This is a genomic window from Undibacterium sp. 5I1, from assembly GCF_034314085.1.
Taxonomy (GTDB): Bacteria; Pseudomonadota; Gammaproteobacteria; order Burkholderiales; family Burkholderiaceae_D; genus Undibacterium.
Map to the genome: position 1 here is coordinate 3903444 of NZ_JAVIWI010000001.1, position 24954 is coordinate 3928397.

The window sequence follows — 24954 nt, forward strand, 5'->3', positions numbered from 1 at the left end:
CCCGTTCGTGAGCCGCGAACGGTTTTTCTTAACCTCGGTGGACCATTTTTTTGGAGTTACTATGTCCGAAATTTTTTTACCGTCTGATGCAATAAAAGTCAAATTTGCTAAGTGTGCTTATGCCGAAAGTCGATGCGGAACAAATTACAAACTAAAAATTCAGACAACTTGTTGCAATCTTCAAAAATGGGCCAAGATAGCACGTTGGGGAAACCTCGTCTCACCGATCAACATTACGCCAAATCAAATTCATGGGTTCATCAATTGGAGAATTACTGAAGGAGTTCAAAATAGAACAATTCAAAACGAAATGAGCATAATTCGGCGTGCATTGCGAGCGGTGAATCGCGATGATTTTGCAGACGTTGTTTGTCATAACAAAAAAATTGGAGTACCGGCCGGTTCACGCATTGGAGTTGGAAAAATTATTGAAGAGATAATTTTAAAAAATGCAATTGACAACGCAAATCCGGATACACTTATTTTAATAAAATTGCAACAATTAATTGGATTACGAATCAAAGAGGCGGTATGTGCTGGTGATTCGTTAAAAGATTGGCAACGTTCTCTCGGACTTGACCAGCAATCAATTACGGTTCGCGATGGTACGAAGGGTGGCAGAGTGAGAAGCGTATTCATCCAACCAAATAGGACAGAAGAGTTAAAGCAAGTTATCCAAGAGGCACTAATAATTATAAAAAAACAAGGAAGACTCGTTGTGAGTAAAAATTTGAAATCTGCTTTGACGCGGCACTCGCTTGCTTTGGCAAAATTAGAAATCAAGCACGAAAATTCAAGCCACTCAATTCGTAGATTATTTGCGTTTAATCAATATAATTATTATCTTCAAATCGGTTATGACAAAAAAATGGCATTGATAAGAACTTCGAACGATTTGGGCCATGGAAATAGTCGAGGACGCTGGGTCTTCAATAATTACATAAGAGCAACACTGGAGGCTCAAAATGGGTGAACCTTTTTATATAAGTAACGAACTTCCGACAGGAAGTTGCTGGATAGCAAATAAAACCGTCGGAGGAACGCGCTTAAAAGAATTGAAAAAACCGGATGAAAATCTTGCAAAGGTCAGGTTTTCAAAAGAAGTGTTCGAGATATTGAGACAAAAAAGAAAGATTGGCGAAACTGTAAGAGAAGCTTTAGAGAGAATTATCCGTAGCAGCGCCTAACTGGTTCAACTATCTTCAAAACTGACAATTACCAGTTTTTCAAAGGGAATTATCTGGTTGAGTTCAGTAATAAAGCTACATTCCCAAATGTTTAAACTTGCGGACCCTTAAAGCAAGCTGATTAAATTACTGGGCTAGTTTATTTTTTAATAATTCATTTACTTGTCCTGGATTACCTTTGCCATTAGTAGCTTTCATCGCTTGGCCTACCAATGAGTTAAAGGCCTTTTCTTTGCCGGCGCGATATTCATCGACGGATTGTTGATTGGCCGCCATGACTTCGTCTATGATTTTTTCTAGTGCGCCGACATCGGAGATTTGTTTAAGACCTTTGTTGTCGATGATCTGATCTGCCAAATTGATGTCAGAAGATGCTGCTTGCCACATGGCTGCAAAAACTTCTTTGGCGATTTTGTTGGATATCGTGCCATCGGTAATCCGTTGCAACAGCAATGCTAATTGGTTGGCCGCGACGGGAATGGCGCCGATATCGATATTTTCTCGGTGCAGGGTGGATGATACGTCACCCATCATCCAGTTGGCGATTTGCTTGGCTTGCGCTGCTGGATTGCCGTTGGCGTCTATATTGCCAGCGGCCATAATTGCGGCCTCAAAGTAGCTTGCGGTGGCTTTTGACTGAGTGACGATCATAGAGTCGTACTCAGAGATGCTGTACTGCTGGATGAGACGTGCACGCATGGCGTCGGGGAGTTCTGGCATCGTTGCTCTTACGCGCTCTATCCAGGCGGCATCGATCTTCAGCGGTGGCAAATCGGGATCGGGGAAGTAGCGGTAATCTTGCGAATCTTCTTTGCTGCGCATGGAGCGTGTTTCTTTGCGATCTGGATCGTACAGACGCGTCTCTTGTACGACCTTGCCACCGTCTTCGATCAACTCAATCTGGCGGCGTACTTCAATGTTGATGGCCTCTTCGAGAAAGCGGAATGAATTGAGATTTTTGATCTCTGCGCGCGTGCCGAATTCTTTTTGTCCCACCGGACGTACCGACACGTTGGCATCGCAGCGGAAAGAACCTTCTTGCATATTGCCATCGCAAATATCCAGCCACATGACTAGTGAGTGCAGGGCTTTGGCGTACGCGACGGCTTCTGCCGCGCTGCGCATACAGGGTTCGGTGACGATTTCTAATAGTGGTGTACCAGCGCGGTTCAGATCTATCCCTGTCATGCCTTGGTAGTCTTCGTGCAGCGATTTTCCGGCGTCTTCTTCTAGGTGGGCGCGGGTGAGTTCGATGACTTTCACTTCGGATTTGCCGTCTTTTTCGACTACGCAAGTGACGCTGCCGCCTTGTACTACCGGGATCTCAAATTGGCTGATCTGATAGCCTTTAGGCAGGTCGGGGTAGAAGTAGTTCTTGCGGGCAAAAATAGATTCTGGCGCAATGACCGCACCGACGGCTAAGCCAAACTGTATTGCTTTTTCTACCGCAGTCTTGTTCATTACTGGGAGTACCCCAGGCAATGCCAGATCAACGGGACTCGCTTGCGTATTTGGCTCAGCGCCAAATTGGATGGCAGAGCCGCTAAAAATTTTTGATTGGGTTTTGAGTTGTGCGTGAGTCTCAAAACCGATGACGACTTCCCATTGCATGTTAAATCCTTTTTCCGTTCATTTGCATGAATTGCATTAATTTCGTTTGCACTACCAGTCGGCTTGATTTTAGTAAGCGACTTTGATTGCTACTTATTTATTCGTCGTTACGACATTGGCCGCTTTTAAGATTGACTGTAAGTGCTGTAAAGTTCATCCTCGATCCGCATAAGGCGGGGCATGTAGGTTTGATTTGCAAATCATCACCTACACGTTCTAACCGAATGCTGCAATTGAAGCCGCGATCAAAATCATATCCACGTCGTGTGCGTGCTGCACGCGCATCTTTTAAGCTGATTCGCCAGCCCTTCTCAGTCACTTCTGCCTGCGGGTCATCACCCAGATCGATGCTGCATTCATTGCCGTGGTTACTTCTGAACAAACTGGATTCCCACTGAAATGTTTTGATCACGTCGCCCTCAATGCGGATATGCGCCTGATCAGCGTAATCCAAACGTTCACCACCATTAGTTTCTTGCTGTACCAAAGCGCAGGAGAAATTAGCTTCCAGTACATCGGTCTTAGACGATTGCTGTGCTGTTACCGAAGTCGCCGATGTCACTGCTGCTGGTGTCGCCGCCGATATTGTGAGCTTTTCTGCCTGCGCGAAAGCGCCACTGCAAGCGAGTAAAAGTGTTGGAACAAGAAGTGAGCGGATTGATTTCATATAGGCGCTTTTTGATGCCAGTCAGTCGCTAATTGGAACTGGTGTGCGACATTCAGCAATTGGGCTTCTTTAAAATAATTCCCAATGATTTGCAGGCCGACAGGGCGCAGGCTATTTTTTTCACCTTGTCCAAAACCACATGGAATTGACATGCCAGGCAAGCCTGCCAAACTGGTAGATAAAGTAAAAATATCTGCCAGATAATTGGCGACAGGGTCGTCTGTTTTATCGCCTAAATCCCATGCAACAGTGGGCGCTACAGGCCCCATGATGACGTCACATAGCTCAAACGCAGCCTTGAAATCTTGCGCAATTAAGCGGCGGATTTTTTGTGCCTGCAAATAATAGGCGTCGTAATATCCGTGCGATAAAACATAAGCACCCACCAGGATACGACGTTTGACTTCATCCCCAAAACCTTCGGCACGCGATTTCTTATACATGTCGTTAAGATCTTTGTAATTGGCTGCACGATGACCGTACCGTACGCCGTCGAAACGGCTTAAGTTTGATGATGCCTCGGCCGGAGCGATGACGTAATATACCGGGATAGACAGTTCAGTTTTAGGTAGAGAAATATCGACTAAGACGGCGCCTAATTTCTCATATTCGGCGAGTGCAGCGCGGACAGCTTGTTCCACATCTTTTGCTAAGCCTTCGCTAAAAAATTCACGCGGTACACCGATACGCAACCCTTTTAAGTCTTTGTTTAAATCCCGATTGAAGTCTTCTTTTTGTCTTTCTAAACTGGTTGAATCTTTTGGGTCAAAACTCGTCATTACATTGAGTAGTAGTCCACAATCTTCAGCACTTTGTGCAATGGGACCTCCTTGGTCCAGTGACGAGGCGAACGCAATCATCCCGTAACGAGAGACGCTGCTATAGGTAGGTTTAATCCCGGTAACACCACAAAATGAGGCCGGCTGGCGGATCGATCCGCCAGTATCAGTTGCTGTTGCCGCTGGCGCTAAACGTGCCGCAATCGCAGCGGCTGATCCGCCCGAGGAGCCGCCAGGTACTGCACGTAAATCCCAGGGATTTTTAACTGCGCCAAAAGCAGAATTTTGATTGCTGGAACCCATCGCAAACTCGTCACAATTAAGTTTGCCTAGTGTGACCATGCCAGCTTGATTAAAGTGCTCTACTACTGTTGCGTCAAACGGACTAGTGTAGTTTGCCAGCATGTTAGAGCCTGCGGTAGATCGCCAGCCGCGCGTCACAAAAATATCTTTGTGCGCAATCGGAATGCCTGTCAAGACAGTGGCATCACCATTGGCTAAACGTGCGTCAGCCGCTGTGGCTTGTTGCAAAGTTAATTCTGGATCAACATGCAAAAATGCGTTCAGGTCACTAGCCTGAATTCTACCCAAATAATGCTGCGCCAATTCGGTCGCGGAAATCTGCTTGCTATGCAGCATGGCAGACAATTGTTTTAAAGAGTGCTTATGCATGTTCTGAAATATCCTGATGATTCTCGAAATAAGTCGTGATGGTTATCTATAGGACGGTTCTTAGCCTACTCTAAGACCTTGGGCACGAGATACAACCCGTCTTGTGTTGCTGGCGCAACTACCTGGTAGTCATCGCGACGATTGGGCTCGCTGACGATATCTTCTCGCAGGCGCAATCCTAATTCTGGCATTAACGCCGCGATTGGATGGCTGAGTGGCGTGATGCCGGTGGTGTCAACAGCTTTGAGTTGCTCAACCAGCGAAAAAATGCCATTCAGCTTCCCCAGCGTGCTGACGGTTTCTGATTCGGATAGTTCAAGTTTTGCTAAGTTAGCAATTCGCTTAACATCGGATAGGTCTAGTGACATGGCTAAATCGCGTAGCGCGCGTAATGGGTAAATAAAAGTATCGAATTGTAATAAAAGATGGTGATAACGAGGCTTGTTGATAGAAGCAAATGGAAACAAAAGCAAAATTTACCAGACTAAATGTCGGTTAATGCTGCCAACATCGGTAAAAAATCCATTTTCAGTAGATACGGTAGATAGCCTAATATTCGCAAGATTATAAGGTAGAATATAGGGTTAATACCTCATAAAGCTCTGAAAACCTGCTGCGCAGCACAATATTGCGTTTGTGAAGCCGCTTTATCTTCGAAATACGATAAAGCTGAGTTTCTCGGCCTGCATTGAAACGCTTGCGAGGGTTTTGAGGGCTTCTTTGCTTATGGTGATTCGTCAATGTTCATCATTATTATTCGGCATCAGTATAACGCTGAGCCTAAAGCAAGATGCGGTTAGACAAATTCGCGCAGAACTGCTGCGCATGACGACAACACAAAATACAGGATTCTTACATGTTTGGTTTTTTTCGTAGTTACTTTTCTAATGACCTGGCAATTGATCTGGGTACCGCAAACACGCTGATTTATGTGCGTAACCAAGGTATCGTATTGGATGAGCCATCCGTTGTTGCGATTCGTCAGGAGGGTGGTCCTAACGGTAAAAAACCATCCAGGCGGTCGGTCGGGAAGCCAAGCAAATGCTGGGTAAAGTACCTGGCAATATCGAGGCTATTCGCCCGATGAAAGACGGCGTCATTGCTGATTTTACGGTGACTGAGCAAATGCTCAAGCAATTTATCCGCATGGTGCATGACACTAAATTTTTTAAGCCTTCTCCTCGTATCATCATTTGTGTACCTTGCGGCTCAACTCAGGTAGAGCGCCGCGCAATTCGTGAATCAGCTTTAGGAGCAGGTGCTTCTCAGGTGTATTTGATTGAAGAGCCTATGGCTGCGGCGATCGGTGCTGGTTTGCCTGTATCTGAAGCAACAGGCTCTATGGTTGTTGACATCGGTGGTGGTACCACTGAAGTCGGGATTATTTCTCTAGGTGGCATGGTGTACAAAGGTTCAGTACGTGTCGGCGGTGATAAATTTGATGAGGCAATTGTCAATTACATCCGTCGCAATTACGGTATGTTGATCGGCGAACAAACTGCTGAGGCGATCAAGAAGGCAATTGGTTCTGCGTTCCCCGGTTCTGAAGTTAAAGAGATGGAAGTGAAAGGACGCAATCTTTCAGAGGGTATTCCACGGTCATTTACTATTTCCAGTAACGAAATCTTAGAAGCGTTGACTGACCCTTTAAACAACATCGTCTCCGCTGTAAAAAACGCGCTGGAACAAACTCCGCCAGAATTGGGTGCTGATATTGCTGAAAAGGGCATGATGCTGACAGGCGGTGGTGCATTGCTTCGTGACTTGGATCGTTTGCTGATGGAAGAAACGGGCTTGCCCGTCATTGTCGCCGAAGATCCACTCACTTGCGTAGTGCGTGGCTCAGGAATGGCGTTGGAGCGCATGGATAAGCTGGGATCTATTTTCTCTTACGAGTAATTTGCTCCTTGCTTGACGTCGAACTTCTATCTAATTTATGCAATACAGTCCACCACCACTTTTTAAGCAAGGCGCTTCTGCTCGCGCCAAAGTGGTGTTCTTTTCAATTTTAGCGATTTTTTTGCTAGTCGTTGATTCTCGCCTAAATACCTTAATTTTTGCCCGGCAAATATTAGGCACACTTCTATATCCCGTCCAGGTCGTGGCTGTTATGCCACGCGACGCCGTATCAAGAATTTCTTCTTATTTCACCTCTACAATTGCTTTAGAAAAAGAAAACGCTCAACTCAAGTTGCAACAAACGCTAAATGCTGAGGCATTGCAACAAAATGGTCTGCTATCGACTGAGAACGCACATTTACGAAAAATGCTGGATATTCGTGAAAAACTTACTGTTAAATCGATTTTGGGCGAAATTATCTACGATGCCCGCGATAGCACTACCCGTAAAATTATTTTGGACCGCGGTAGTCAACACGGGGTCGCATTAAGTCAGCCTGTTATTGACGATTTGGGTGTTGTCGGCCAGGTGACGCGAGTGTTCCTATTGACATCCGAAGTAACTTTATTGACAGATAAGAACCAGGCAATTCCGGTGCAAATCACGCGTAATGGCTTGCGTAGCGTTGTGTATGGTCGTGGCCAGTCTGGCTATCTGGATATGCGCATGACGTCTAATGCCGATGTTCACAATGGGGATGTGCTGGTGACATCTGGTATTGATGGGGTTTATCCGGCGGGGCTGGCGGTTGCTAAGGTAGTTCAGGTAGAAAACAAAGCCACTACGCAGTTTGAGAATATCCTTTGCACTCCATCAGCAGGAATTGATAAAAACAAGCAATTGTTGATCTTGCTGGTATCGACAAATAATTTGCCTCGTCCTGACACTGAAGATATTCGAGTAAAAAAAGAAAAATTAAACCGCAAAGTGACCAGAGATGCCGCAAGAGAAAGCCCTCCAGAGTCATTAACAACTTTGCCGCAAAAGTCGGTAAATAATGCTAATCCAGCGGAGTCAGCAACGCAATCGACTCAGGTAGCTCCAGTAATAAAAGATGTGAATTCAAATTCAAACAAAGACGCTACCAAACCCGCGAACAAAGAGCTCAGTAAGGAGAAATCAAAATGAATAGCCCTCATTACATTTTGCTACCGGTGAGTTCAACATTTATAGCTGTTAGCTTGCTATGCGCTTTTTTTCTGAATTTTCTTCCTTGGGGTAATTGGATCGGTGTTCCTGATTTCGTGGCTTTGGTATTAGTATTTTGGAGTATCCATCAACCCCGTAAAGTCGGTATTGGCGTGGCTTTTGCGATGGGTTTATTGATGGATGTGCATGATTCGATTTACCTTGGCGAGAACGCACTGGCATACACCTTGTTATCTTATTTCGCGATCACTATTCATAGACGCGTACTTTGGTTTAACCCAGTAACACAGTCCTTACATGTACTGCCATTATTTCTGTTGGTGCAGGCAATTCAAATTGCAATCCGCTTGCTAGTGGCACCGAATGGGCAATTTCCTGGAATTTTGTATTTCTCCGAAAGTTTAATCACGACCTTGTTATGGCCGCTGGTGACTTGGTTATTGCTGGCACCGCAACGACGTGCCGTTGATAAAGACGATACCCGTCCCATTTAATCCCGCTTGTTTTGCCGGGTAGAGCAGATATGACCGAACTCAAGAATACCGAACGCGAACTTTATCTGTTCAGAATGCGCCTGTTTTTTATAGGCGCGTTCGCTTTGGTATGTTTTATTTTGTTGATGTCACGTTTTGTCTGGTTGCAAATCGTCAAGCACAACGAATACGCTTTGCAAGCAGATGAAAACCGTATTTCTATCGTTCCTGTAGTGCCGAATCGTGGGCTAATTTTAGACAGAAATGGCGTAATTTTGGCACGCAATTTCTCTGCTTATACTTTAGAAATAACCCCGTCTAAAATTACCAATGATCTTGACGTTGTGATTGATGAGTTGTCCTTATTGATCGATATTCAGCCCAAGCACCGCAAGCAATTTCGTAAGTTAATAGAGGAATCCAAAAGTTTTGAGAGTATTCCGATTAGAACTAAATTGACGGATGAAGAGGTTGCTCGTTTTACTGCGCAGCGCTTTCGTTTTCCAGGTGTAGACATTCAAGCGCGGCTGTTTCGTCAATATCCTTTGAGTGATGTCGCGTCGCATGTGATTGGGTACATTGGACGTATTAGTCAGAAAGATGCAGAAATCATCGATGACAGTGATGATTCTGCCAATTACAACGGCACCAGTTATATTGGCAAAGAGGGCTTAGAAAAGAGCTACGAGAAACTACTGCATGGGACAACTGGTTTTGAAGAAGTGGAAGTCTCTGCAGGGGGGCGGGCAGTAAGGACTTTATCCCGTACTGCACCTACTTCGGGTAAAAATTTAATTTTATCGGTTGATATCGAATTGCAAAAAGTGATTGAAGATGCTTTTGGTGATCGACGCGGTGCATTAGTTGCTATCGAGCCAGCTACAGGTGATGTTCTCGCTTTTGTATCTAAGCCTACTTATGATCCCAATCTTTTTGTTGAGGGAATAGATCAGCAAAGTTGGAATGATTTAAATACCTCTGAGGATAAGCCTTTACTTAATCGTCCATTGACAGGAGCTTATCCGCCTGGCTCAACTTATAAGCCTTTTATGGCGCTGGCGGCGCTAGAGTTAGGCAAGCGTACAACTACGCAGGCAATTGCTGATCAGGGTTATTTTGTTTTTGGTAATCACCGCTTCAATGATGACAAAGTGGGGGGGCATGGCATGGTGGACATGTATCGTTCTATCGTGCAATCTTGTGACACTTATTACTACATGCTTGCCAATGATCTGGGCGTTGATACGATGCATGATTTTATGATGCCTTTTGGTTTCGGCCAAATTACAGGGATTGACCTAGAGCATGAAAGAAAAGGCTTGTTACCTTCTACCGCATGGAAACGTAGCGCTTTTAAAAAACCAGCGCAGCAACGCTGGGTATTAGGTGACACTATCTCACTCGGAATTGGTCAGGGGCAAAATACCTTTACGCCTTTGCAGATGGCGCATGCGGTTGCTACGCTGGCGAATGATGGTGTGGTGATGAAACCGCATTTGGTTAAAATCGTTGAGGATGCACAGACTCGTGTTCGTACCTTAACTGTGCCCAAAGAAAGTTTTCGGATTCCTTTAAAACAGGAAAATATTGATTTTGTAAAACAGGCGATGGTCGGTGTTACGCGTGAAGGTACCTCTCGTTCAGTGTTCCTAAATGCTGAATATGCGTCAGGTGGTAAGACAGGAACGGCACAAGTCGTGGGCATAAAAAAGGGCGAAAAATATGATGCCAGACGCGTTGCCGAGCGACATAAAGATCACTCTTTGTATATTGCTTTTGCACCCGCTGATCATCCAAAAATTGCGATTGCAATCATCGTAGAAAATGGCGGCTTTGGCTCTGACGCAGCTGCCCCTATTGTTAAAAAAGCGTTTGATTATTATTTACTTGGTAAACGTCCGCAGGATAAAGACAAAACACCTGCCCTTAAACCAGATCCGGCTCTATATCGCACCGATGAGGATATTAAAGCTGCTGCAGAAATGAGCGGTGAGCCAAAGCCTGGCGGCGAAACCGAAGGGAATAAGGATTGATCATGAACAATAGAGCGTTCAACTGGAGAGCAATCCGGTCCCATATCATGGTTTTTGACGCAGCTCTGTCGATCATCATTTTTTTGATTATGTCGATAGGCATCATTACATTGTATTCCGCCGGGATTGATTTTCCCGGACGTGTTGAAGATCAGCTTCGCAATATCGTCATCTCATTTGTAGTGATGTGGATTATGGCTAATATTCCACCACAAACGCTGATGCGTTTTGCCATACCGATTTACGCATTTGGCGTAGCTTTATTAATTGCCGTTGCTACATTCGGTATGGTAAAAAAAGGTGCTCGTCGGTGGATTAATGTCGGCACCCCTGTTCAACCATCCGAAATGATGAAGATCGCTGCGCCATTGATGCTCGCCTGGTATTTTCAAAAGCGCGAGGGCGCATTGAGAGTGCAGGACTTTTTGATCGCTGCCGTAATTCTTATAATTCCAGTTGGATTGATTTACAGGCAGCCAGATTTGGGTACGGCAATGTTGGTTGTTATCGCCGGATTTACTGTGGTGTTTCTTGCCGGGTTGTCATGGAAGCTGCTGTTGTCTTTGGCTGTTGCAGCACTGGTCGTGATTCCAACAATAGTCTGGCCGCTGATGCGCGATTTCCAGCGTGATCGTATTCTGACATTTTTAGATCCTAACCGTGATCCGCTTGGTAAGGGCTTTCATATTCTCCAATCTACGATCGCAGTGGGTTCTGGTGGTTTATCTGGAAAAGGTTGGCTTAAAGGTACACAGGCACATCTGGAGTTTATTCCTGAGAGAACCACAGATTTTATTTTTGCAGTCTTTTCAGAAGAATTTGGTTTTATTGGTAACGGCATTCTGGTGCTGCTTTATCTTTTGTTGGTTATTCGTGGTTTGATGATTGCTGCAAATGCGCCGACCTTGTTTGCCCGATTGATGGCAGGTTCGGTGACAATGATTTTCTTTACTTATGCGTTTGTAAACATGGGAATGGTGAGCGGTATTTTGCCCGTAGTTGGCGTGCCCTTACCCTTTATGAGTTACGGCGGTACAGCTTTAGTTATGCTGGGTATGGGCGCAGGTATTTTGATGAGCGTGCAACGTAATCGTAAGCTGGTGCAAACTTGAGACAACGATCAATTAGCCGAAAATTCCAATTCTTCGCAATTACTAGCGCATTATTTCTGGCTGCTTGTAGCAGTGCCCCTAAGCATTCTGCCGTGTCGACTGATCAGCCCCGTCCAGTGACTGCAACTGCTGGAAAGCCAGCAACTAGTGCAACAAATACTGCGCCATATTTACCCAAAGCAAACTCAGGCAAAGGTGGCTATTACAAGGATGATGGTCCCGACGATAATCCGCCTGAGGGGTTAGAGAATACGGTAGAGCCGATTCCTACCATGGAGGCTTATTCTCGCTCTGGCAATAGACCTTATGTCGTATTTGGTAAAACCTATACACCATTAATTGACAGCACGACGCCATTTGTTCAGCGCGGCGTTGGTAGCTGGTACGGTAAAAAATTTCATAATCAAAAAACCTCATCCGGTGAGCCATACGATATGTATAAAATCACCGCGGCGCATCCTACTTTGCCTATTCCTTCTTATGCCAGAGTGACGAATCTTTCTAACGGCAAGCAGGTAATTGTACGGATTAACGATCGCGGCCCTTTCCACTCCAGCCGTATTATCGATTTATCTTATACCGCTGCGCTAAAGCTAGATTATCTTGGTAAAGGAAGCACTCAGCTTGAGGTTGAGCGTTTGCTGCCTGACGATATAGAACGTATGGCAGAGAATCGTAAAAATCAACGTCCGGTGATTTCTAATACTGTTATTGCTTCTTCAGTGGTGGCTTTAACTTCAGCGGCTACGACAGCCTCTAGTGTTGCTGCCGTTCCGCAAGCTGATCCGAAGGCAGCTCAGATATCGATGGAAGAATTATTGGCGGAACAAAGTAGTAAGCCAGTAGAAAAAATTGGGAGAGTAGGCAATACCGCTAGCGCAGAAAGTGTTGCTGGCGATACTGCTATTGCTGCTAATACAGCCACTAATTCGGTAGCAGGGTTTTATATACAATTTGGCGCATATGCTATACGCGCCAATGCAGAAGCAACGATGTCCAGGTTAAAAGATCAGGCGCAAAGCCGCTTACCTGGTTTCGATATCGTCCAGCAAGGAAGTTTATATCGTCTTGTGAGCGGGCCATTTGCCAGTCGCGCAGATGCATCCAGCGCTATTGTACAAACTGCCGATTTAGGTGCCGCCAAACCCATTGTGGTTCAGCGTTAATCTGCCGCACTCTCTTAACTCTAAGCTCCCAACTCAGTTGTTATCAGGTGCTTCTTGTTTCATTTCAAGCGCAAGCTTATATAAGCCATTTTTCTTTTGACCTGTGATTTTTGCAGCAAGCGATGCTGCCTGTTTGACTGAGCACTCCTCGAGCAAAATACTCAAAATGTGAAGTGCCTCATGCTGGCTATCCTCCACATTACTTGGCGCACCTTCCAGCAAAATAACGTATTCGCCTTTTTCTCTGTGCGGATCAGCGCTAAGCCAATTGATCGCCTCCGATAAATTACAGCGATGAATTTCTTCAAATAATTTGGTTAGTTCACGCGCAAATACGATCTGGCGTTCGCCTTGAAAAATCGTTTGTAGTGCTGTGATTGAATCGATGATTCTATGTGGCGCTTCGTAAAAAATCAGTGTCGCGTTGATGGTCAACACGCTGCGCAGAGCCGTGTCACGCTGGCCAGCTTTTGCTGGTAAGAATCCAAAAAAATAAAACTGATCGTTGATTAAGCCACTGGCAGACAATGCGCTAATTGCAGCCGAGGCACCGGGCAAAGGCATTACACGCAGGCCAGCTTGCCGCACTGTGTCTGCGATTTTTGCACCAGGATCTGAGACTCCTGGCGTACCGGCATCAGACACCAATGCTATGCGCTCACCTGCTTGCAGGCGCGTTACGATTTTCTCAGCAACTTCTCGTTCATTGTGTTGATGTGCCGAAATCAGGGGCTTATTAATGCCGTAGCGATTGAGTAGTTGTGCGGTATTACGTGTATCTTCGCAAGCTATCGCATCTGCTATTGCCAGCAAGTGCAGAGCCCGCAATGAAATATCGCAAACATTTCCTATGGGCGTTGCAACTACATATAATGTGGAAACGGGATAACTCTGGCTGGCTAATGCTTGCATGATCGTCGCGTTGGCAAGCGAATAAGCTCCAGTCGTGTTTTCGGACGGGTTTTTAGGCGCATTCTCAGGCGCGTTTGCAGATGCTTTTGCGGATGTGTCTTCTGACATATTCATAGGTATTCATTCGAATTCATTGTGATTTAATCAGACTTACATAAATCAAAACAGGATTGTACGACAATGGCTGAGCAGAGTTGGCTAGCAAAACGGATTGCATCAGTGAGAACCAGTCGGCAGCGTACTGGTGACGCCGCCGAAGAGCAGGCACTTTTATATTTGCAACAGGCAGGTTTAAAATTAGTGCATCGCAGTTTTTTGTGCAAAGGTGGTGAAATTGATTTAATCATGCAAGATCAAACCACCCTGGTTTTTGTTGAAGTACGAAAACGCACTTCCTCTCAGTTTGGTGGTGCGATTGCCAGCGTGACACCTGCAAAACAACGCCGCATGGTACATGCGGCACAAGTATATTTACAGACACAACATACAGAACCCGCATGCCGTTTTGATCTGCTGGCTATTGATGATCAAGAGATTAACTGGCTTAAAAACGTGATCATCGGGTAGTTTGCCACTGACCTGCTTTATAATCGCCCCACCATGACAAATCAACGCATCCTTGCGCACTTCCACGAAAGTGCTGAACTCAAAATTCAAGCGGCCAGTATTCTGGCACGTCCTATCGAACAGGCAACCGAACTAATGTTCGCGGCGCTGTCTAACGGTAACAAGATACTGGCTTGCGGCAACGGCGGTTCTGCTGCGGATTGCCAGCATTTTGCAGCCGAGTTAATAGGTCGCTTTGAGCGTGAACGTTTGCCGTTGCCGGCACTCGCACTGACAACAGACACCTCTATTTTGACCGCCGTAGCCAATGACTATAGCTTTCAGGAAGTATTCTCTAAACAGGTACAGGCTTTTGGCCAGGCAGGCGATGTATTACTTGCCTTATCCACATCGGGTAATTCAACTAGCGTGATTAATGCGATTAACGTTGCAATTGACCGTGATATGCGCGTGATTGCGCTTACAGGTAAGGGCGGCGGACAAATCGGTAAAATCCTGAGCGACGCCGATGTCCATATTTGTGTACCGCATGACCGGACAGCCAGAATACAAGAAGTCCATTTATTAACCATACATTGTTTGTGTGACGGCATCGATGCCGCTTTATTCGGAGGTGATGCAGATGATTAAGAACCTAACTAAGAGTTTAGTGACCAAGACCGCTCGACCGGTACTGGTAATCAGTTTATGTTGTGCTACTGCGATGAGTTTGCAGGGGTGTATAGAAATGATGGTAGGCAGTGCGGTAGTCGGCACCTTTGCTGCGACCGACAGGCGTACATTTGGTGCTCAGACGGAAGACAAGTCGATTGTCCTGAAGGGTGAAATTCGTTTATCCAGAGCGCTGGGTGATTCGTCCCACGTCAACGTTAACAGTTTTAATCGCCGTGCTTTGTTGACCGGTGAAGTGCCTGACGAAGCCACTAAAACCAAGGCAGAGACAGAAATGCGTGCGGTAGAAGGCGTGCAATCCGTTGCAAACGAGTTGCAAGTTGCCGGGTTGTCCAACTATTCTTCGCGCTCCAACGACGCTCTGATCACGACTAAGGTTAAAGCCTCTTTTGTTGATACCAAAGATTTATATGCCAGTGCTTTTAAAGTAGTCACTGAAGCCAGTACGGTTTATTTGATGGGGCGTGTCACACAGCGCGAAGGTAATCTGGCAGGAGAAGTCGCACGCGGTGTCAGTGGTGTGCGCAAAGTAATCAAAGTATTTGACTACATCAGCGAGAGTGAATTAAAAGAACTGTCCGCTGAACCTAAGAAGCCAGACGCGAAGTCCGAGAGTGCGACTGAATCCAAATAGCCGCTTAGTCAATACTAAGCTAAGACGAAGCCAAGAAGAAGCTAATCGCCTAGCGATAACAACTACAGGGTTTGTACTTTGGTTCAAACCCTTTTTTTCCATCAGGAGAACCCATGTTAATCATTTTTTTAGTCGTCGTTGCTGTGTTTGCATTCTGGATCGTCGGTGCTTATAACCGGCTGGTGAGCTTACGTAATCGTTTCAAGAATTCGTTCGCTCAAATTGATGTTCAGCTAAAACGTCGTTACGACCTGATCCCAAATCTGGTAGAAACGGCTAAAGGCTACATGAAGCATGAGCGCGAAACGCTGGAAGCCGTTATCGCAGCACGCAATCAGGCAGTGACCGCCAATACGAAAGCAGTAAGTGATCCCTCCGACGCCGCAGCGGTGCAGCAGATGGCCGCAGCAGAAGGCACTTTGACTGCATCTTTAGGAAAAATGTTCGCTTTGTCAGAAGCCTACCCTGACTTAAAAGCCAACCAGAACATGATGCAATTGACAGAAGAATTGACTGGTACAGAAAACAAAATCGCCTTCTCTCGCCAAGCTTATAACGACAGCGTGATGCAGTACAACACCTCCATCGAGCAATTCCCCGGTTCTATTATTGCCAATATGTTTGGCTTCAAAGCTGGCGAACTCTTGCAGGCCACCGAGTCGGCAGAAGAGCGCAAAGCTGTTAAAGTCTCTTTCTAACCGCTGCTGTCCTCTATAAATCCGTATGGATTTTTTCGAGCAACAAGACCAGGCACACCGCCAAAGTAAGAAGCTTTTATTCTTGTTTTTTCTGGCGGTGGTAGCGATCGTGCTGGCGGTTAATCTTAGCCTTGCTTTGGTCTGGATTTGGTCCAGCGGCCAGCGCTTTGCTGGCGTGCACCACTACCCCCGCGGCTTCTTTATTCTGAACACTTTTTTGACTCTGCTGTTCATCGGCGGCGGTACTTTGGTAGAGATGTTCCGTCTGCGCGACGGCGGTGATGCCGTGGCTCAGTTGGCTGGCGGGCGTCTAGTGATGCCGTCTTCGCAGGATTTGCAAGAACGTCGTCTGCTCAATATTGTAGAAGAAATGGCACTGGCCTCTGGCATCGCATGTCCCCGCGTTTATGTGATGGATCATGAAGAGGCAATCAACGCGTTTGCCGCAGGCTATCATCAAAATGAGGCAGTCGTTGCCGTCACGCGAGGCACTTTGGTGCGCTTGACCCGCGATGAATTACAGGGAGTGATAGGGCACGAGTTCAGCCATATTCTCAATGGCGACATGCGTATGAATATCAAACTGATCGGTATGCTGTTTGGGATACAGATGATTGCCAGTTTTGGCCAGCAACTGATGTATTGGGGTTCCAGCATCGGGTCGTCACGTAGTCGTGATGAAAAAGGTCCATCGTTGCAAACGATCTTTTTTCTAACAGGCGTTGCTCTGTTTGTGATTGGCTATGTCGGGATCTTTTTTGGTCGTTTGATTAAGTCGGCAGTCTCCCGTCAGCGTGAATTTTTAGCTGACGCCAGCGCAGTTCAATTTACGCGTAACCCTGAAAGTATTGGCGGCGCATTACGTAAAATCGGCGGATTAACGCTCACCAACCAATGCGGATCACGTATCGATAGCCCACATGCAGAACAGCTTTCTCATATGTTTTTAGGCGCAGCCCGACCTAATTTACTAGACGGTTTTTTTGCGACACATCCGCCGTTAAAAGAACGTCTGCAACGTTTGTATGGCTGGAATGTAGAGTTTTTAGATGCCAGTGAAATTATCGATGTTGACGCTGGTGCCGGTTTGCCTGATGGCGTATATGGATTTGGCGCACGCAATTTTATGGCAGCGCAAGCGGCAACGAATAACAGCGTACCGGGTTCCTCCTTGGCAATCATCGCCTCTCCGGGCGCAGCGAGATCAGACATTGCAGCATCAGATACCAAAACATCAAACTTAAGTAATCAACTCGGTCTGGGATTTGGCAACCTCCCATCATCAAAAAATCGCATGCCAAGTGAGTTACTGGATGCCTTGCGCGATCCTTTGGGTGTTAGTGCCGCGGTATATGCTTTGTTGTTAGATCGCAGTGACACGCAAGCCTACGCCATACAAACTACCATTTTGCAGCAATCCGCCGCAGCGCAATCTGCCTTAGCACTAAGTTTGTTGCCACATATTGAGGCCATGCCGTGCAGTGCGCGCTTACCTTTGCTTGATCTGGCAATGCCCGCATTAAAACTATTGTCGGTGGAGCAGAGGGCGAGTCTGTTAGCGATCGTTTCTAGGTTGATCGCAGCGGACCAAAAGATGACTCAGGCCGAGTTTGTTCTACAAACAGTACTTGATCGCCGACTGGGGCCATTAGCAGGACGTGCCGTGCCGGTACGTTTTGGTCAATTGGCTGCGCTGAAAAAAGAAACCGCATTGTTGCTGTCTTTAGTCGCCTACACTGCCAGCGGCAAAGATACAGCAGCGTTTGATGCCAGAGATGCATTTTTACGCGCTGCCAACAGCATGCCTGACCTGGGCTTAAATGCTAGTGATATGTGTGTGATCAATACAGCTGCGATCAACACAGCTCCGATCAACACCAGTGCGGCGGTCGCCGTATCGGTGAATGCACCCGACTTTTTTGAGGTGAAGCGAGCGCTGGATAAATTGAATCAGCTAGCGCCTTTGGCTAAGCCATTTTTAATTCGTTTGCTGGTCGCCGCCGCAGCTTTGCCAGGCGAGCGACTCAATCCAGACAGCGCAGATTTACTCCGTTGTATTTGCGCTGCAATCGACGCGCCTGTTCCGCAGAAAGTCGGCGAATTTACTTTGTAATAGAGTTAAGTTAAATATACTCCCCCTTATTTTTGATAAATATGCCGTATCGTCCAATGATTCTATGGACAACTAAATATACTGTATAGGAGTATATTGTTTATGGGGTTTGCGTAAGGGAAGTATGCGTTGCAGAGAAAGGGCTGAACCGTTGGAGAATTGCTGGATTAGTAAGCGCGCTTCTATGTTCCTCTCCAAGCTTGTTTGTACGCTCCGTCCAAGCACCCGACCACTTGCCGTAATCGGGTTTATTCCAATCAGGTGCGGCCTACAATGGCTGCTGTCGCCATTAAATCATCGATCAAAGCCAAAGAGTTTTTGCCGGACATCAGATGCGGATTGAGTTCTGGCAGAGCTGAATATTTCAATAAAATCGATGGGTTGATTTTGCCCAGATTAGCTTGTCCCATAGTCCAGCCAGAATAGCGCCGCTCGTTGATTTCTTCGTAATGCAGCAGGGTTATATCCGTATGACGCGGATCTCGCAAGATGTGCGCGTAGAGCGTATTCACAGCATCGCGCCCACCTTCTAAGACTTGCATAAAGACATTGTCGCTGTGGCACAAAATACCGGTAATGCCATTTTGTGGATTTTGTGTACGCGATTGCTGCATGATGCCTAATATCATGTTGGACATCTGTTGATCAACGGCACGGCTGGCGTACAAAAGTCGGACTAGCATGATGATCTCTTTGAATAAAGTTAGCTTGCCATAAGTGGCATACAAGTGGTCGAGCTGGTTTTTTGATCAGCGTAAATTAAAAGTAAATCCAGAAGCGAATTTAAAAGTATACTATCGTTTAATCAGCGATAAAAATTCTCGGCGCAGGTTGGGATCTTTTAAAAATGATCCGTGCATGACGCTATTGATCATTTTTGCGTCCATATCTTTGACTCCGCGCCAGTGCATACAAAAGTGACCTGCTTCCATCACCACGGCCAAGCCATCTGGCTGCATTTTTTCTTGCAAGGCATCGGCCAATTGCACCACCGCTTCTTCCTGAATTTGGGGGCGGCTCATGATCCATTCCGCGATCCGCGCGTATTTGGACAAACCGATCAGATTGGAATGTTCGTTGGGCATGACGCCGATCCATACCTTGCCAATAATCGGGCATAAGTGATGCGAGCAAGCGCTGCGTACCGTGATCGGGCCAATGATCATCAGCTCGTTGAGATGCGATGCATTCGGGAACTCAGTCACCGCCGGCATATTGACATAGCGTCCCTTGAAGATTTCGTTCAAATACATCTTCGCGACACGGCGACCCGTATCTTGCGTATTGTGGTCACTATCGGTATCAATGACTAAACTTTGCAATACGCCTTTGAGTTTTTCTTCCACTTCATCAAGCAATAGATCTAACTCGCCTGGCTGGATAAAATTGGCAATATTGTCGTTCGCGTGGTAGCGCGTTTTGCTCGCCACAATTCGCTCACGTATCCGCTGCGAGACTGGAACGGGTGTCGGTAGTTGTTTTAATTCAGAAGACAAATCAGATGGCATGCTAGATTCCAAAAAAGGGCGCACAAACAGACATTTGCGGTCTTGCCTGCGCTTACAAACACCACAAAAACACTATGGTAACTGAATTGCCGAACTCAAGTTTTGTAGCGCTACCCGCTCGGCTTTCCACTCGGGCAAACATTGTGGACAAAAGCAACTTGCATCCATGTCCAATTTACCTTCTGGTAGCTGGGCGAGTGGGATCTGTGGTAATGCAACACACCAGCAAGCTTGGCCAGTATTGTCTGTCATCGCGCAAGTAAAGCTGGTTTGGCAGCGTGGGCAGGTACTCATTTTGGACGATCTGGCCCAGAGCTATCATCTTGTATCGGTAGCTGGCGCATAGCTTTACGCAATAATCGCATTTGCCCATTAAAGTTAGTGCAGGCGTCACACATGGTCAGATGCATTTTCAGGCGCGTGCGCTCGCCTAGTTTTAGCTCGCGGTCCAGACCTTCCGAGACCATCTGGTGCGCTTGTTTGCAGGTGAGTCGTAGTCTCATGATAAGTAGGTAGAGGATAGGAATTACGCAAAACCTCCTCAGCTGCGTTCCAGAATCTGGTCGTACTAAAGACCATCTTCTTCGCCAAGCTGGGCCAGGACAATGTTGCGTAAGTCCTAAATTATATAAAATGAATTAGTACTGTAAATACTAACTTGAAGTTTTAGCTTTAAGATTTAGCTCAGATTTTATTGGCAAACCAGTTTAAATCCAGGCACTCCCGCAAACGTAATCTGGCTCGGTAGAGCAGCACCCATAGATTAGACGTGGTCAGGCTCAATTCCTTACAAATTTCTTCAGTTTCTAAGTCCAGCCATTCGCGCATCATAAATACGCGTGCTGTTTGCGCTGGTAGTTTTTCAAGGCATACCTCTAATACCCGGAAAAAATCCTTTTGTTCCAGCGTTGCGTCCGGGTTACCCCAAGCACGCGGTTGCTCTATCGTATGCCCGTCTTGTTTAAAAAGACTATCGATCAAATCCGCCTCCGACTCGCCGTCTTCTACCTGCAAAGAGACTTCTTTATTCGAGGCGCGTAAGCAATCAATAATTTTATATTTAAGAATCCCTGTGACATAGGTGCGCAATGAAGATTGTCCGGCAAAGCTATCCGGTTTTTCCAGTACGGCAAGCAAAGCCTCTTGGACGGCATCTTCTGCCAATGCCTGATTCCGCAATTGCAACAGTGCGAAGCGCAACAAAACGGGTCGCATGACCTCAAGTTGTTGATGTAGGGCGGGGAGTGATGTCATTTTTTAAATAGATAATTTTGACAAATAACTACGATGATAACGTCAAGGCATCATTAGCTTGTGCAAATGTAGGGTCGCATGGCTGCATGACACTTTTTCCCTGTAAAATTCAGGAAACTTCCAAATGACCACAGGATATTTTCATTATGAGCAGTGTAACCGACACAGCAATCTCTTCAACGGATAAATTGGCTGGCGTTGCGTCAGAGATTAAGGCCGAAATCTTAGCAGAAGCGCTTCCTTACATCCGTAAATTTCACGGTAAAACGATCGTCGTTAAATACGGCGGCAATGCAATGACAGAAGAGCGTCTGAAGCATAGTTTTGCCCGCGATGTTATTTTGCTCAAGCTGGTCGGGATGAATCCGGTAGTCGTCCATGGCGGTGGGCCGCAAATTGATAACGCGCTTAAAAAAATCGGCAAACAAGGTTCGTTTGTGCAAGGCATGCGGATTACCGATGAAGAAACCATGGAAGTGGTTGAGTGGGTGCTCGGTGGCGAAGTGCAACAAGATATCGTGATGTTGATTAATCATTATGGCGGCCAGGCGGTTGGTTTGACTGGCAAAGATGGCGGACTCATCCGTGCCCGCAAGATGCAAATGCCAGATCGTGAAAATCCGGGCAAATTCCTGGATATCGGTTTTGTCGGCGAGATTGATGCGATCAATCCGGCGGTGGTGAAGGCGTTGCAGGATGATGCGTTTATCCCGATTATTTCACCTATCGGTTTTGGTATTGATGGCCAGGCCTACAATATTAATGCTGACGTAGTCGCGGGCAAAATTGCCGAAATCCTGAAGGCTGAAAAGTTGATCATGATGACCAATATCGCTGGTGTACAAGATAAGCAGGGTAATTTGGTCACGGATTTATCTGCGCGTGAGATTGATGAAATGTTTGCTGATGGCACCATCTCCGGTGGTATGTTGCCAAAGATTTCTTCCGCTTTGGATGCCGCTAAATCAGGCGTCAATACCGTGCATATTATTGACGGCCGGATTGAACATTCTTTGTTGCTGGAAGTGCTGACAGAACAAGCGTTTGGTACCATGATTCGAAGTCACTAATGTAGTCAATAGAGACTTAGTAGCGATGGACTTAGTCGCTACTAAGTCCATCGCAATTTATCCAATCACATTCGCAATCAGCGATTACCCGAGTTGCCTATAATGAAGCCAAAACGTTCAGATCCGCTTTGGCTGTTCGATCTTGACAATACCTTGCATAACGCCAGTCATGCGATTTTTCCTGCGATCACGCAGAATATGAATCGCTTCATGGCGGACTTGTTGGGTGACGGCGTTACTCCTGCCGATGCCGCAACTGTCAACGCCGCAAGAGCTTTGTACTGGCAACGGTATGGCGCAACTTTATTGGGTCTGGTAAAGCATCATGGCGTGCGGGCAGACAGCTTTTTGCATGCGGCACATAGCTTTGATAATCTGACCGCCATGATCAGGGCAGAACGTGGTTTGGCGCGTCTGTTACGTCGTTTGCCCGGACGCAAAATTTTGCTGACTAATGCGCCGCGCGACTATTCGCGTGAAGTGATACGACACCTGGGTTTGCACCGGCATTTTGCTGCACATATACCAATCGAGGCAATGCGCGTACATGGACATTTACGGCCTAAGCCATCAACGCAATATTTGCGTAAACTAGTGGCAAAGCAAAAAGTGCGTGCGGCAGATTGTATTTTGATTGAAGACACCGTTAGCAATTTACGCGCAGCCAAGCGGACCGGTATGCGCACCGCATTGATTACCCGTTACTTGCAAGCCAGTCAACCCGGTCATAAAGAGCCAGATGCGTTGCATCAATACAAGATTAAAAAATCCTATTCCTGTGTAGATGTCGCAGTAAAATCCGTATTAGATTTACCCCAGCATATTCATCGTCTACGCTAAAAATAAATAAAAATGGCAACCACCAAACCCGGCGAGCGCAAGCTACAGATATTACAAACACTGGCAGCAATGCTAGAAAATCCCAAGGGCGAAAAGATCACGACCGCTGCTCTGGCTGCCAAGATCGAAGTGTCAGAAGCCGCTTTGTACCGGCATTTTGCCAGTAAGGCGCAGATGTTTGAAGGCTTGATTGAGTTTATCGAAAGCTCGGTCTTTGGACTCATCAATCAGATCAGTCAACAGCAAGAAGATGGTTTGTCTCAAACGCAGGCAATTGCGCTGATGCTACTCAATTTTGCTGAGCGCAATCCCGGTATGACCAAGGTATTAATTGGCGATGCTTTGGTGAATGAAGATCCTCGTTTGCAAGTCCGCATGAATCAGTTTATGGAACGGATTGAACTTGCTTTCAAGCAGTCATTACGCATCGCCAGCAGTCAAGGCAATCTGCTTGAAACGGAAGCTGCCATGCGGGCAAATTTGCTGAGTAGCTTTGTGATGGGGCGTTGGCATCGCTATGCTAAAACCGGTTTTAAATATCTACCTGGAGAGCAAGCTGCGCATCAGCTTGAGCTGTTGTTGCGCTAAAAATCCGCCAGGTATTGGTTCCTGAGTATTTGGCTTCTTTTAAAGCCAGATCGGTATTGTGTAAATACAGGCGCTGTTCTTTCCCATGCAGTGGGCAGCATGCGACGCCGACGCTGGCCGTAATGGTCAATTTTTTTCCACGTAAAATCAAGGGTTCCCGTACCGCTTGTACCAACCTGTCTGCCAATGTCTGCGCCATTTCTATGCTACCAATATCGGGGAAAATAGCAGCGAACTCATCACCATCTACACGGCACAAAGTATCAGTATTGCGCAAAACGGCACACAGGCGATTTGCCATGGTCGCCAGAATTAAATCGCCTGCGTCGTATCCATGCAAATCATTTAAGGCTCTGAAATGATCAATGTCGATAAATGCCAGCGCCGCCAGTTGCTGGGACTCAACCGCATGCTCTACGCTGCTGGTCAGTAAGCGATGAAAATAATGCCGGTTGGGTAGCTTGGTCAGACTATCGTGATTATCCAGAATAGTCATGCGTCGCTCTTCTTCCAGTCGCTCATCGGCTTCGATCTGGACCACTGATTCCCACGATTCTATGTGCGACATAATTTTATTGAAGTGTTGGCTCAGGCTACCTAATTCATTGCTGTCGTGGTGGCGTGCACGCAGACTATAGTCACCTGTCACTGAGACTTGTTCAACGATACGCGACAGTTCAAACACCGGTGCCAGTCGTGACATTTGTCTTTGGGTCAGAAGATAAGCTCCTGCTAAAGTGGCAATTGCTAACAGCAGTAATCCCAGCACTAAATGAAGCACAAATTCTTTGTAGAAAGAATTTAAGCTGATATGCATTTGCACAAAGCCTGTGGTGGCGATGCCATTCGCCATCGGCACCAGCACTTCGAGATAATCGCGTCGTAAGCTAGTCTGAGCATGGACGGTGCTACTGTTTGGAACGGGTATTGATGACAGATTTTCTACTTTGCCAAAATATTCCAGGCTATCCCAGCTAACCTTTGGACTACCTTTTTTGTCGTACACCGTGATGCCTAATACGTCTGGTGCAAAGCTTGTATTAAGAATTAATTTACGTGCTTGCCGCAAGTCGGCATCATCCAGATTGTCGTCCAGATTAGCAGCCAGAGTATTGGCTTGGTATATGCTGATGGCACGAAGATCTTTTTGTGCCATGTAAGCAGATACAAGCAGAAAGCATAGGAGCGCTGATAACGAAATCGTGAAGATCACAATTAAGTTGTCGCGCAACAACTTTTTTGCTAGAGGCGCTTGTAGAAATGCAGTTTGCATGAGTATGGGTCTCGTTTTTAGTCTTGTTATTGGTATTATTTTGTTCCGTATTATCAGGCCTTAACGCGTGAGTGCT

General features: G+C 46.3%; 26 protein-coding genes and 1 pseudogene. 16 read left to right on the plus strand and 11 right to left on the minus strand.

Annotated elements, in window-relative coordinates:
• Positions 1-61: 61 nt before the first annotated feature.
• Both RGU72_RS17065 and RGU72_RS17070 read left to right on the plus strand, forming a co-directional pair.
• Positions 62-973, plus strand: a complete 912-nt coding sequence (locus RGU72_RS17065; protein WP_322120877.1) for an integrase domain-containing protein — start codon at positions 62-64, stop codon at positions 971-973.
• Positions 966-1187, plus strand: a complete 222-nt coding sequence (locus RGU72_RS17070; RefSeq protein ID WP_322120878.1) for a hypothetical protein — start codon at positions 966-968, stop codon at positions 1185-1187. Before RGU72_RS17065 ends, RGU72_RS17070 begins: the two co-directional genes overlap by 8 nt.
• Before the next feature lie 126 nt (positions 1188-1313).
• Here RGU72_RS17070 and gatB read toward each other — a convergent pair whose 3' ends face one another.
• The 4 genes from gatB to gatC all read right to left on the minus strand — a co-directional run bounded on the left by gatB (position 1314) and on the right by gatC (position 5284).
• Positions 1314-2798 carry an Asp-tRNA(Asn)/Glu-tRNA(Gln) amidotransferase subunit GatB gene (gene gatB / locus RGU72_RS17075; RefSeq protein ID WP_322120879.1) on the minus strand — a complete coding sequence of 495 codons (1485 nt, stop codon included), beginning with the start codon at positions 2796-2798 and terminating at the stop codon, positions 1314-1316.
• Positions 2799-2895: 97 nt separating this feature from the next.
• A complete protein-coding gene (locus tag RGU72_RS17080) occupies positions 2896-3465 on the minus strand; it encodes a hypothetical protein (RefSeq protein ID WP_322120880.1) in 570 nt (189 codons plus the stop codon).
• On the minus strand, positions 3462-4916 hold the full coding sequence (gene gatA, locus RGU72_RS17085) for an Asp-tRNA(Asn)/Glu-tRNA(Gln) amidotransferase subunit GatA (protein ID WP_322120881.1): 1455 nt from the start codon (positions 4914-4916) through the stop codon (positions 3462-3464). The genes RGU72_RS17080 and gatA overlap by 4 nt, the downstream gene beginning before the upstream one ends.
• Before the next feature lie 65 nt (positions 4917-4981).
• Entirely contained in the window at positions 4982-5284 is a 303-nt protein-coding gene (gatC, locus tag RGU72_RS17090) for an Asp-tRNA(Asn)/Glu-tRNA(Gln) amidotransferase subunit GatC (protein WP_322120882.1), read from the minus strand.
• A 488-nt stretch (positions 5285-5772) separates the two neighbouring features.
• Here gatC and RGU72_RS17095 point away from each other — a divergent pair.
• The 6 genes and pseudogenes from RGU72_RS17095 to RGU72_RS17120 all read left to right on the plus strand — a co-directional run bounded on the left by RGU72_RS17095 (position 5773) and on the right by RGU72_RS17120 (position 12749).
• A pseudogene (locus RGU72_RS17095) lies at positions 5773-6815 on the plus strand (rod shape-determining protein).
• A gap of 37 nt (positions 6816-6852) precedes the next feature.
• Positions 6853-7944 (plus strand): rod shape-determining protein MreC, encoded by a 1092-nt coding sequence (gene mreC, locus RGU72_RS17100; RefSeq protein ID WP_322120883.1) that lies wholly within the window; start codon positions 6853-6855, stop codon positions 7942-7944.
• Complete coding sequence (gene mreD / locus RGU72_RS17105; protein WP_322120884.1) at positions 7941-8459, plus strand: rod shape-determining protein MreD; 519 nt, start codon at positions 7941-7943, stop codon at positions 8457-8459. Before mreC ends, mreD begins: the two co-directional genes overlap by 4 nt.
• Before the next feature lie 29 nt (positions 8460-8488).
• On the plus strand, positions 8489-10471 hold the full coding sequence (gene mrdA / locus RGU72_RS17110; RefSeq protein WP_322120885.1) for a penicillin-binding protein 2: 1983 nt from the start codon (positions 8489-8491) through the stop codon (positions 10469-10471).
• A gap of 2 nt (positions 10472-10473) precedes the next feature.
• Entirely contained in the window at positions 10474-11583 is a 1110-nt protein-coding gene (gene rodA, locus RGU72_RS17115; RefSeq protein ID WP_322120886.1) for a rod shape-determining protein RodA, read from the plus strand.
• 92 nt (positions 11584-11675) lie between these two features.
• Positions 11676-12749, plus strand: a complete 1074-nt coding sequence (locus RGU72_RS17120; protein ID WP_322120887.1) for a septal ring lytic transglycosylase RlpA family protein — start codon at positions 11676-11678, stop codon at positions 12747-12749.
• A gap of 33 nt (positions 12750-12782) precedes the next feature.
• On the opposite strand, the gene rsmI is transcribed toward RGU72_RS17120, so the two are convergent.
• Positions 12783-13661, minus strand: a complete 879-nt coding sequence (gene rsmI / locus RGU72_RS17125; protein ID WP_322121672.1) for a 16S rRNA (cytidine(1402)-2'-O)-methyltransferase — start codon at positions 13659-13661, stop codon at positions 12783-12785.
• Positions 13662-13841: 180 nt separating this feature from the next.
• Here rsmI and RGU72_RS17130 point away from each other — a divergent pair, with 180 nt between their 5' ends.
• The 5 genes from RGU72_RS17130 to RGU72_RS17150 all read left to right on the plus strand — a co-directional run bounded on the left by RGU72_RS17130 (position 13842) and on the right by RGU72_RS17150 (position 18345).
• Entirely contained in the window at positions 13842-14228 is a 387-nt protein-coding gene (locus tag RGU72_RS17130) for a YraN family protein (protein ID WP_322120888.1), read from the plus strand.
• Between the two features lie 33 nt (positions 14229-14261).
• Complete coding sequence (locus tag RGU72_RS17135) at positions 14262-14858, plus strand: phosphoheptose isomerase (RefSeq protein WP_322120889.1); 597 nt, start codon at positions 14262-14264, stop codon at positions 14856-14858.
• Positions 14851-15534, plus strand: a complete 684-nt coding sequence (locus RGU72_RS17140; RefSeq protein ID WP_322120890.1) for a BON domain-containing protein — start codon at positions 14851-14853, stop codon at positions 15532-15534. The genes RGU72_RS17135 and RGU72_RS17140 overlap by 8 nt, the downstream gene beginning before the upstream one ends.
• A 113-nt stretch (positions 15535-15647) precedes the next feature.
• Positions 15648-16232 (plus strand): LemA family protein, encoded by a 585-nt coding sequence (locus RGU72_RS17145; RefSeq protein ID WP_322120891.1) that lies wholly within the window; start codon positions 15648-15650, stop codon positions 16230-16232.
• A 25-nt stretch (positions 16233-16257) separates the two neighbouring features.
• Positions 16258-18345 (plus strand): M48 family metallopeptidase, encoded by a 2088-nt coding sequence (locus RGU72_RS17150; protein WP_322120892.1) that lies wholly within the window; start codon positions 16258-16260, stop codon positions 18343-18345.
• Between the two features lie 257 nt (positions 18346-18602).
• Here RGU72_RS17150 and RGU72_RS17155 read toward each other — a convergent pair whose 3' ends face one another.
• The 5 genes from RGU72_RS17155 to RGU72_RS17175 all read right to left on the minus strand — a co-directional run bounded on the left by RGU72_RS17155 (position 18603) and on the right by RGU72_RS17175 (position 21107).
• A complete protein-coding gene (locus tag RGU72_RS17155) occupies positions 18603-19028 on the minus strand; it encodes a BLUF domain-containing protein (RefSeq protein ID WP_322120893.1) in 426 nt (141 codons plus the stop codon).
• A gap of 111 nt (positions 19029-19139) precedes the next feature.
• Positions 19140-19853: a GTP cyclohydrolase I gene (gene folE / locus RGU72_RS17160; RefSeq protein WP_322120894.1), complete on the minus strand. Its 714-nt coding sequence runs from the start codon at positions 19851-19853 to the stop codon at positions 19140-19142.
• A gap of 72 nt (positions 19854-19925) precedes the next feature.
• Entirely contained in the window at positions 19926-20147 is a 222-nt protein-coding gene (locus tag RGU72_RS17165; protein WP_322120895.1) for a cysteine-rich CWC family protein, read from the minus strand.
• Positions 20144-20356, minus strand: coding sequence for a zf-HC2 domain-containing protein (locus RGU72_RS17170; RefSeq protein WP_322120896.1), 213 nt, complete (start codon positions 20354-20356; stop codon positions 20144-20146). Before RGU72_RS17170 ends, RGU72_RS17165 begins: the two co-directional genes overlap by 4 nt.
• 181 nt (positions 20357-20537) lie before the next feature.
• Positions 20538-21107, minus strand: coding sequence for a sigma-70 family RNA polymerase sigma factor (locus RGU72_RS17175; protein ID WP_322120897.1), 570 nt, complete (start codon positions 21105-21107; stop codon positions 20538-20540).
• A 146-nt stretch (positions 21108-21253) separates the two neighbouring features.
• Between RGU72_RS17175 and argB the strand changes: the two genes are divergently transcribed.
• The 3 genes from argB (at position 21254) to slmA (ending at position 23605) form a co-directional block, all read left to right on the plus strand.
• Positions 21254-22177, plus strand: a complete 924-nt coding sequence (argB, locus tag RGU72_RS17180) for an acetylglutamate kinase (protein ID WP_322120898.1) — start codon at positions 21254-21256, stop codon at positions 22175-22177.
• A 102-nt stretch (positions 22178-22279) separates the two neighbouring features.
• A complete protein-coding gene (locus RGU72_RS17185; protein ID WP_322120899.1) occupies positions 22280-23017 on the plus strand; it encodes a pyrimidine 5'-nucleotidase in 738 nt (245 codons plus the stop codon).
• Between the two features lie 12 nt (positions 23018-23029).
• Positions 23030-23605 (plus strand): nucleoid occlusion factor SlmA, encoded by a 576-nt coding sequence (gene slmA, locus RGU72_RS17190; protein ID WP_322120900.1) that lies wholly within the window; start codon positions 23030-23032, stop codon positions 23603-23605.
• Here the strand turns inward: slmA and RGU72_RS17195 are convergent.
• Positions 23550-24878: a GGDEF domain-containing protein gene (locus RGU72_RS17195; RefSeq protein WP_322120901.1), complete on the minus strand. Its 1329-nt coding sequence runs from the start codon at positions 24876-24878 to the stop codon at positions 23550-23552. The two genes, slmA and RGU72_RS17195, sit on opposite strands and share 56 nt — an antisense overlap.
• Between the last annotated feature and the right edge of the window lie 76 nt (positions 24879-24954).

Excerpts from the sequence above, each read along its gene's own strand:
- RGU72_RS17150 (WP_322120892.1), top strand. The coding sequence starts at position 16,258 with ATGGATTTTTTCGAGCAACAAGACCAGGCACACCGCCAAAGTAAGAAG.
- RGU72_RS17065 (WP_322120877.1), top strand. The coding sequence starts at position 62 with ATGTCCGAAATTTTTTTACCGTCTGATGCAATAAAAGTCAAATTTGCT.
- gatB (WP_322120879.1), bottom strand. The coding sequence starts at position 2,798 with ATGCAATGGGAAGTCGTCATCGGTTTTGAGACTCACGCACAACTCAAA.
- RGU72_RS17155 (WP_322120893.1), bottom strand. The coding sequence starts at position 19,028 with ATGCTAGTCCGACTTTTGTACGCCAGCCGTGCCGTTGATCAACAGATG.
- gatA (WP_322120881.1), bottom strand. The coding sequence starts at position 4,916 with ATGCATAAGCACTCTTTAAAACAATTGTCTGCCATGCTGCATAGCAAG.
- mreC (WP_322120883.1), top strand. The coding sequence starts at position 6,853 with ATGCAATACAGTCCACCACCACTTTTTAAGCAAGGCGCTTCTGCTCGC.
- RGU72_RS17070 (WP_322120878.1), top strand. The coding sequence starts at position 966 with ATGGGTGAACCTTTTTATATAAGTAACGAACTTCCGACAGGAAGTTGC.
- RGU72_RS17130 (WP_322120888.1), top strand. The coding sequence starts at position 13,842 with ATGGCTGAGCAGAGTTGGCTAGCAAAACGGATTGCATCAGTGAGAACC.
- RGU72_RS17175 (WP_322120897.1), bottom strand. The coding sequence starts at position 21,107 with ATGACATCACTCCCCGCCCTACATCAACAACTTGAGGTCATGCGACCC.
- RGU72_RS17080 (WP_322120880.1), bottom strand. The coding sequence starts at position 3,465 with ATGAAATCAATCCGCTCACTTCTTGTTCCAACACTTTTACTCGCTTGC.
- RGU72_RS17135 (WP_322120889.1), top strand. The coding sequence starts at position 14,262 with ATGACAAATCAACGCATCCTTGCGCACTTCCACGAAAGTGCTGAACTC.
- mrdA (WP_322120885.1), top strand. The coding sequence starts at position 8,489 with ATGACCGAACTCAAGAATACCGAACGCGAACTTTATCTGTTCAGAATG.
- folE (WP_322120894.1), bottom strand. The coding sequence starts at position 19,853 with ATGCCATCTGATTTGTCTTCTGAATTAAAACAACTACCGACACCCGTT.
- RGU72_RS17195 (WP_322120901.1), bottom strand. The coding sequence starts at position 24,878 with ATGCAAACTGCATTTCTACAAGCGCCTCTAGCAAAAAAGTTGTTGCGC.
- gatC (WP_322120882.1), bottom strand. The coding sequence starts at position 5,284 with ATGTCACTAGACCTATCCGATGTTAAGCGAATTGCTAACTTAGCAAAA.
- RGU72_RS17145 (WP_322120891.1), top strand. The coding sequence starts at position 15,648 with ATGTTAATCATTTTTTTAGTCGTCGTTGCTGTGTTTGCATTCTGGATC.
- RGU72_RS17170 (WP_322120896.1), bottom strand. The coding sequence starts at position 20,356 with ATGAGACTACGACTCACCTGCAAACAAGCGCACCAGATGGTCTCGGAA.
- RGU72_RS17165 (WP_322120895.1), bottom strand. The coding sequence starts at position 20,147 with ATGAGTACCTGCCCACGCTGCCAAACCAGCTTTACTTGCGCGATGACA.
- RGU72_RS17185 (WP_322120899.1), top strand. The coding sequence starts at position 22,280 with ATGAAGCCAAAACGTTCAGATCCGCTTTGGCTGTTCGATCTTGACAAT.
- mreD (WP_322120884.1), top strand. The coding sequence starts at position 7,941 with ATGAATAGCCCTCATTACATTTTGCTACCGGTGAGTTCAACATTTATA.
- argB (WP_322120898.1), top strand. The coding sequence starts at position 21,254 with ATGAGCAGTGTAACCGACACAGCAATCTCTTCAACGGATAAATTGGCT.
- RGU72_RS17140 (WP_322120890.1), top strand. The coding sequence starts at position 14,851 with ATGATTAAGAACCTAACTAAGAGTTTAGTGACCAAGACCGCTCGACCG.
- slmA (WP_322120900.1), top strand. The coding sequence starts at position 23,030 with ATGGCAACCACCAAACCCGGCGAGCGCAAGCTACAGATATTACAAACA.
- rodA (WP_322120886.1), top strand. The coding sequence starts at position 10,474 with ATGAACAATAGAGCGTTCAACTGGAGAGCAATCCGGTCCCATATCATG.
- rsmI (WP_322121672.1), bottom strand. The coding sequence starts at position 13,661 with ATGCAAGCATTAGCCAGCCAGAGTTATCCCGTTTCCACATTATATGTA.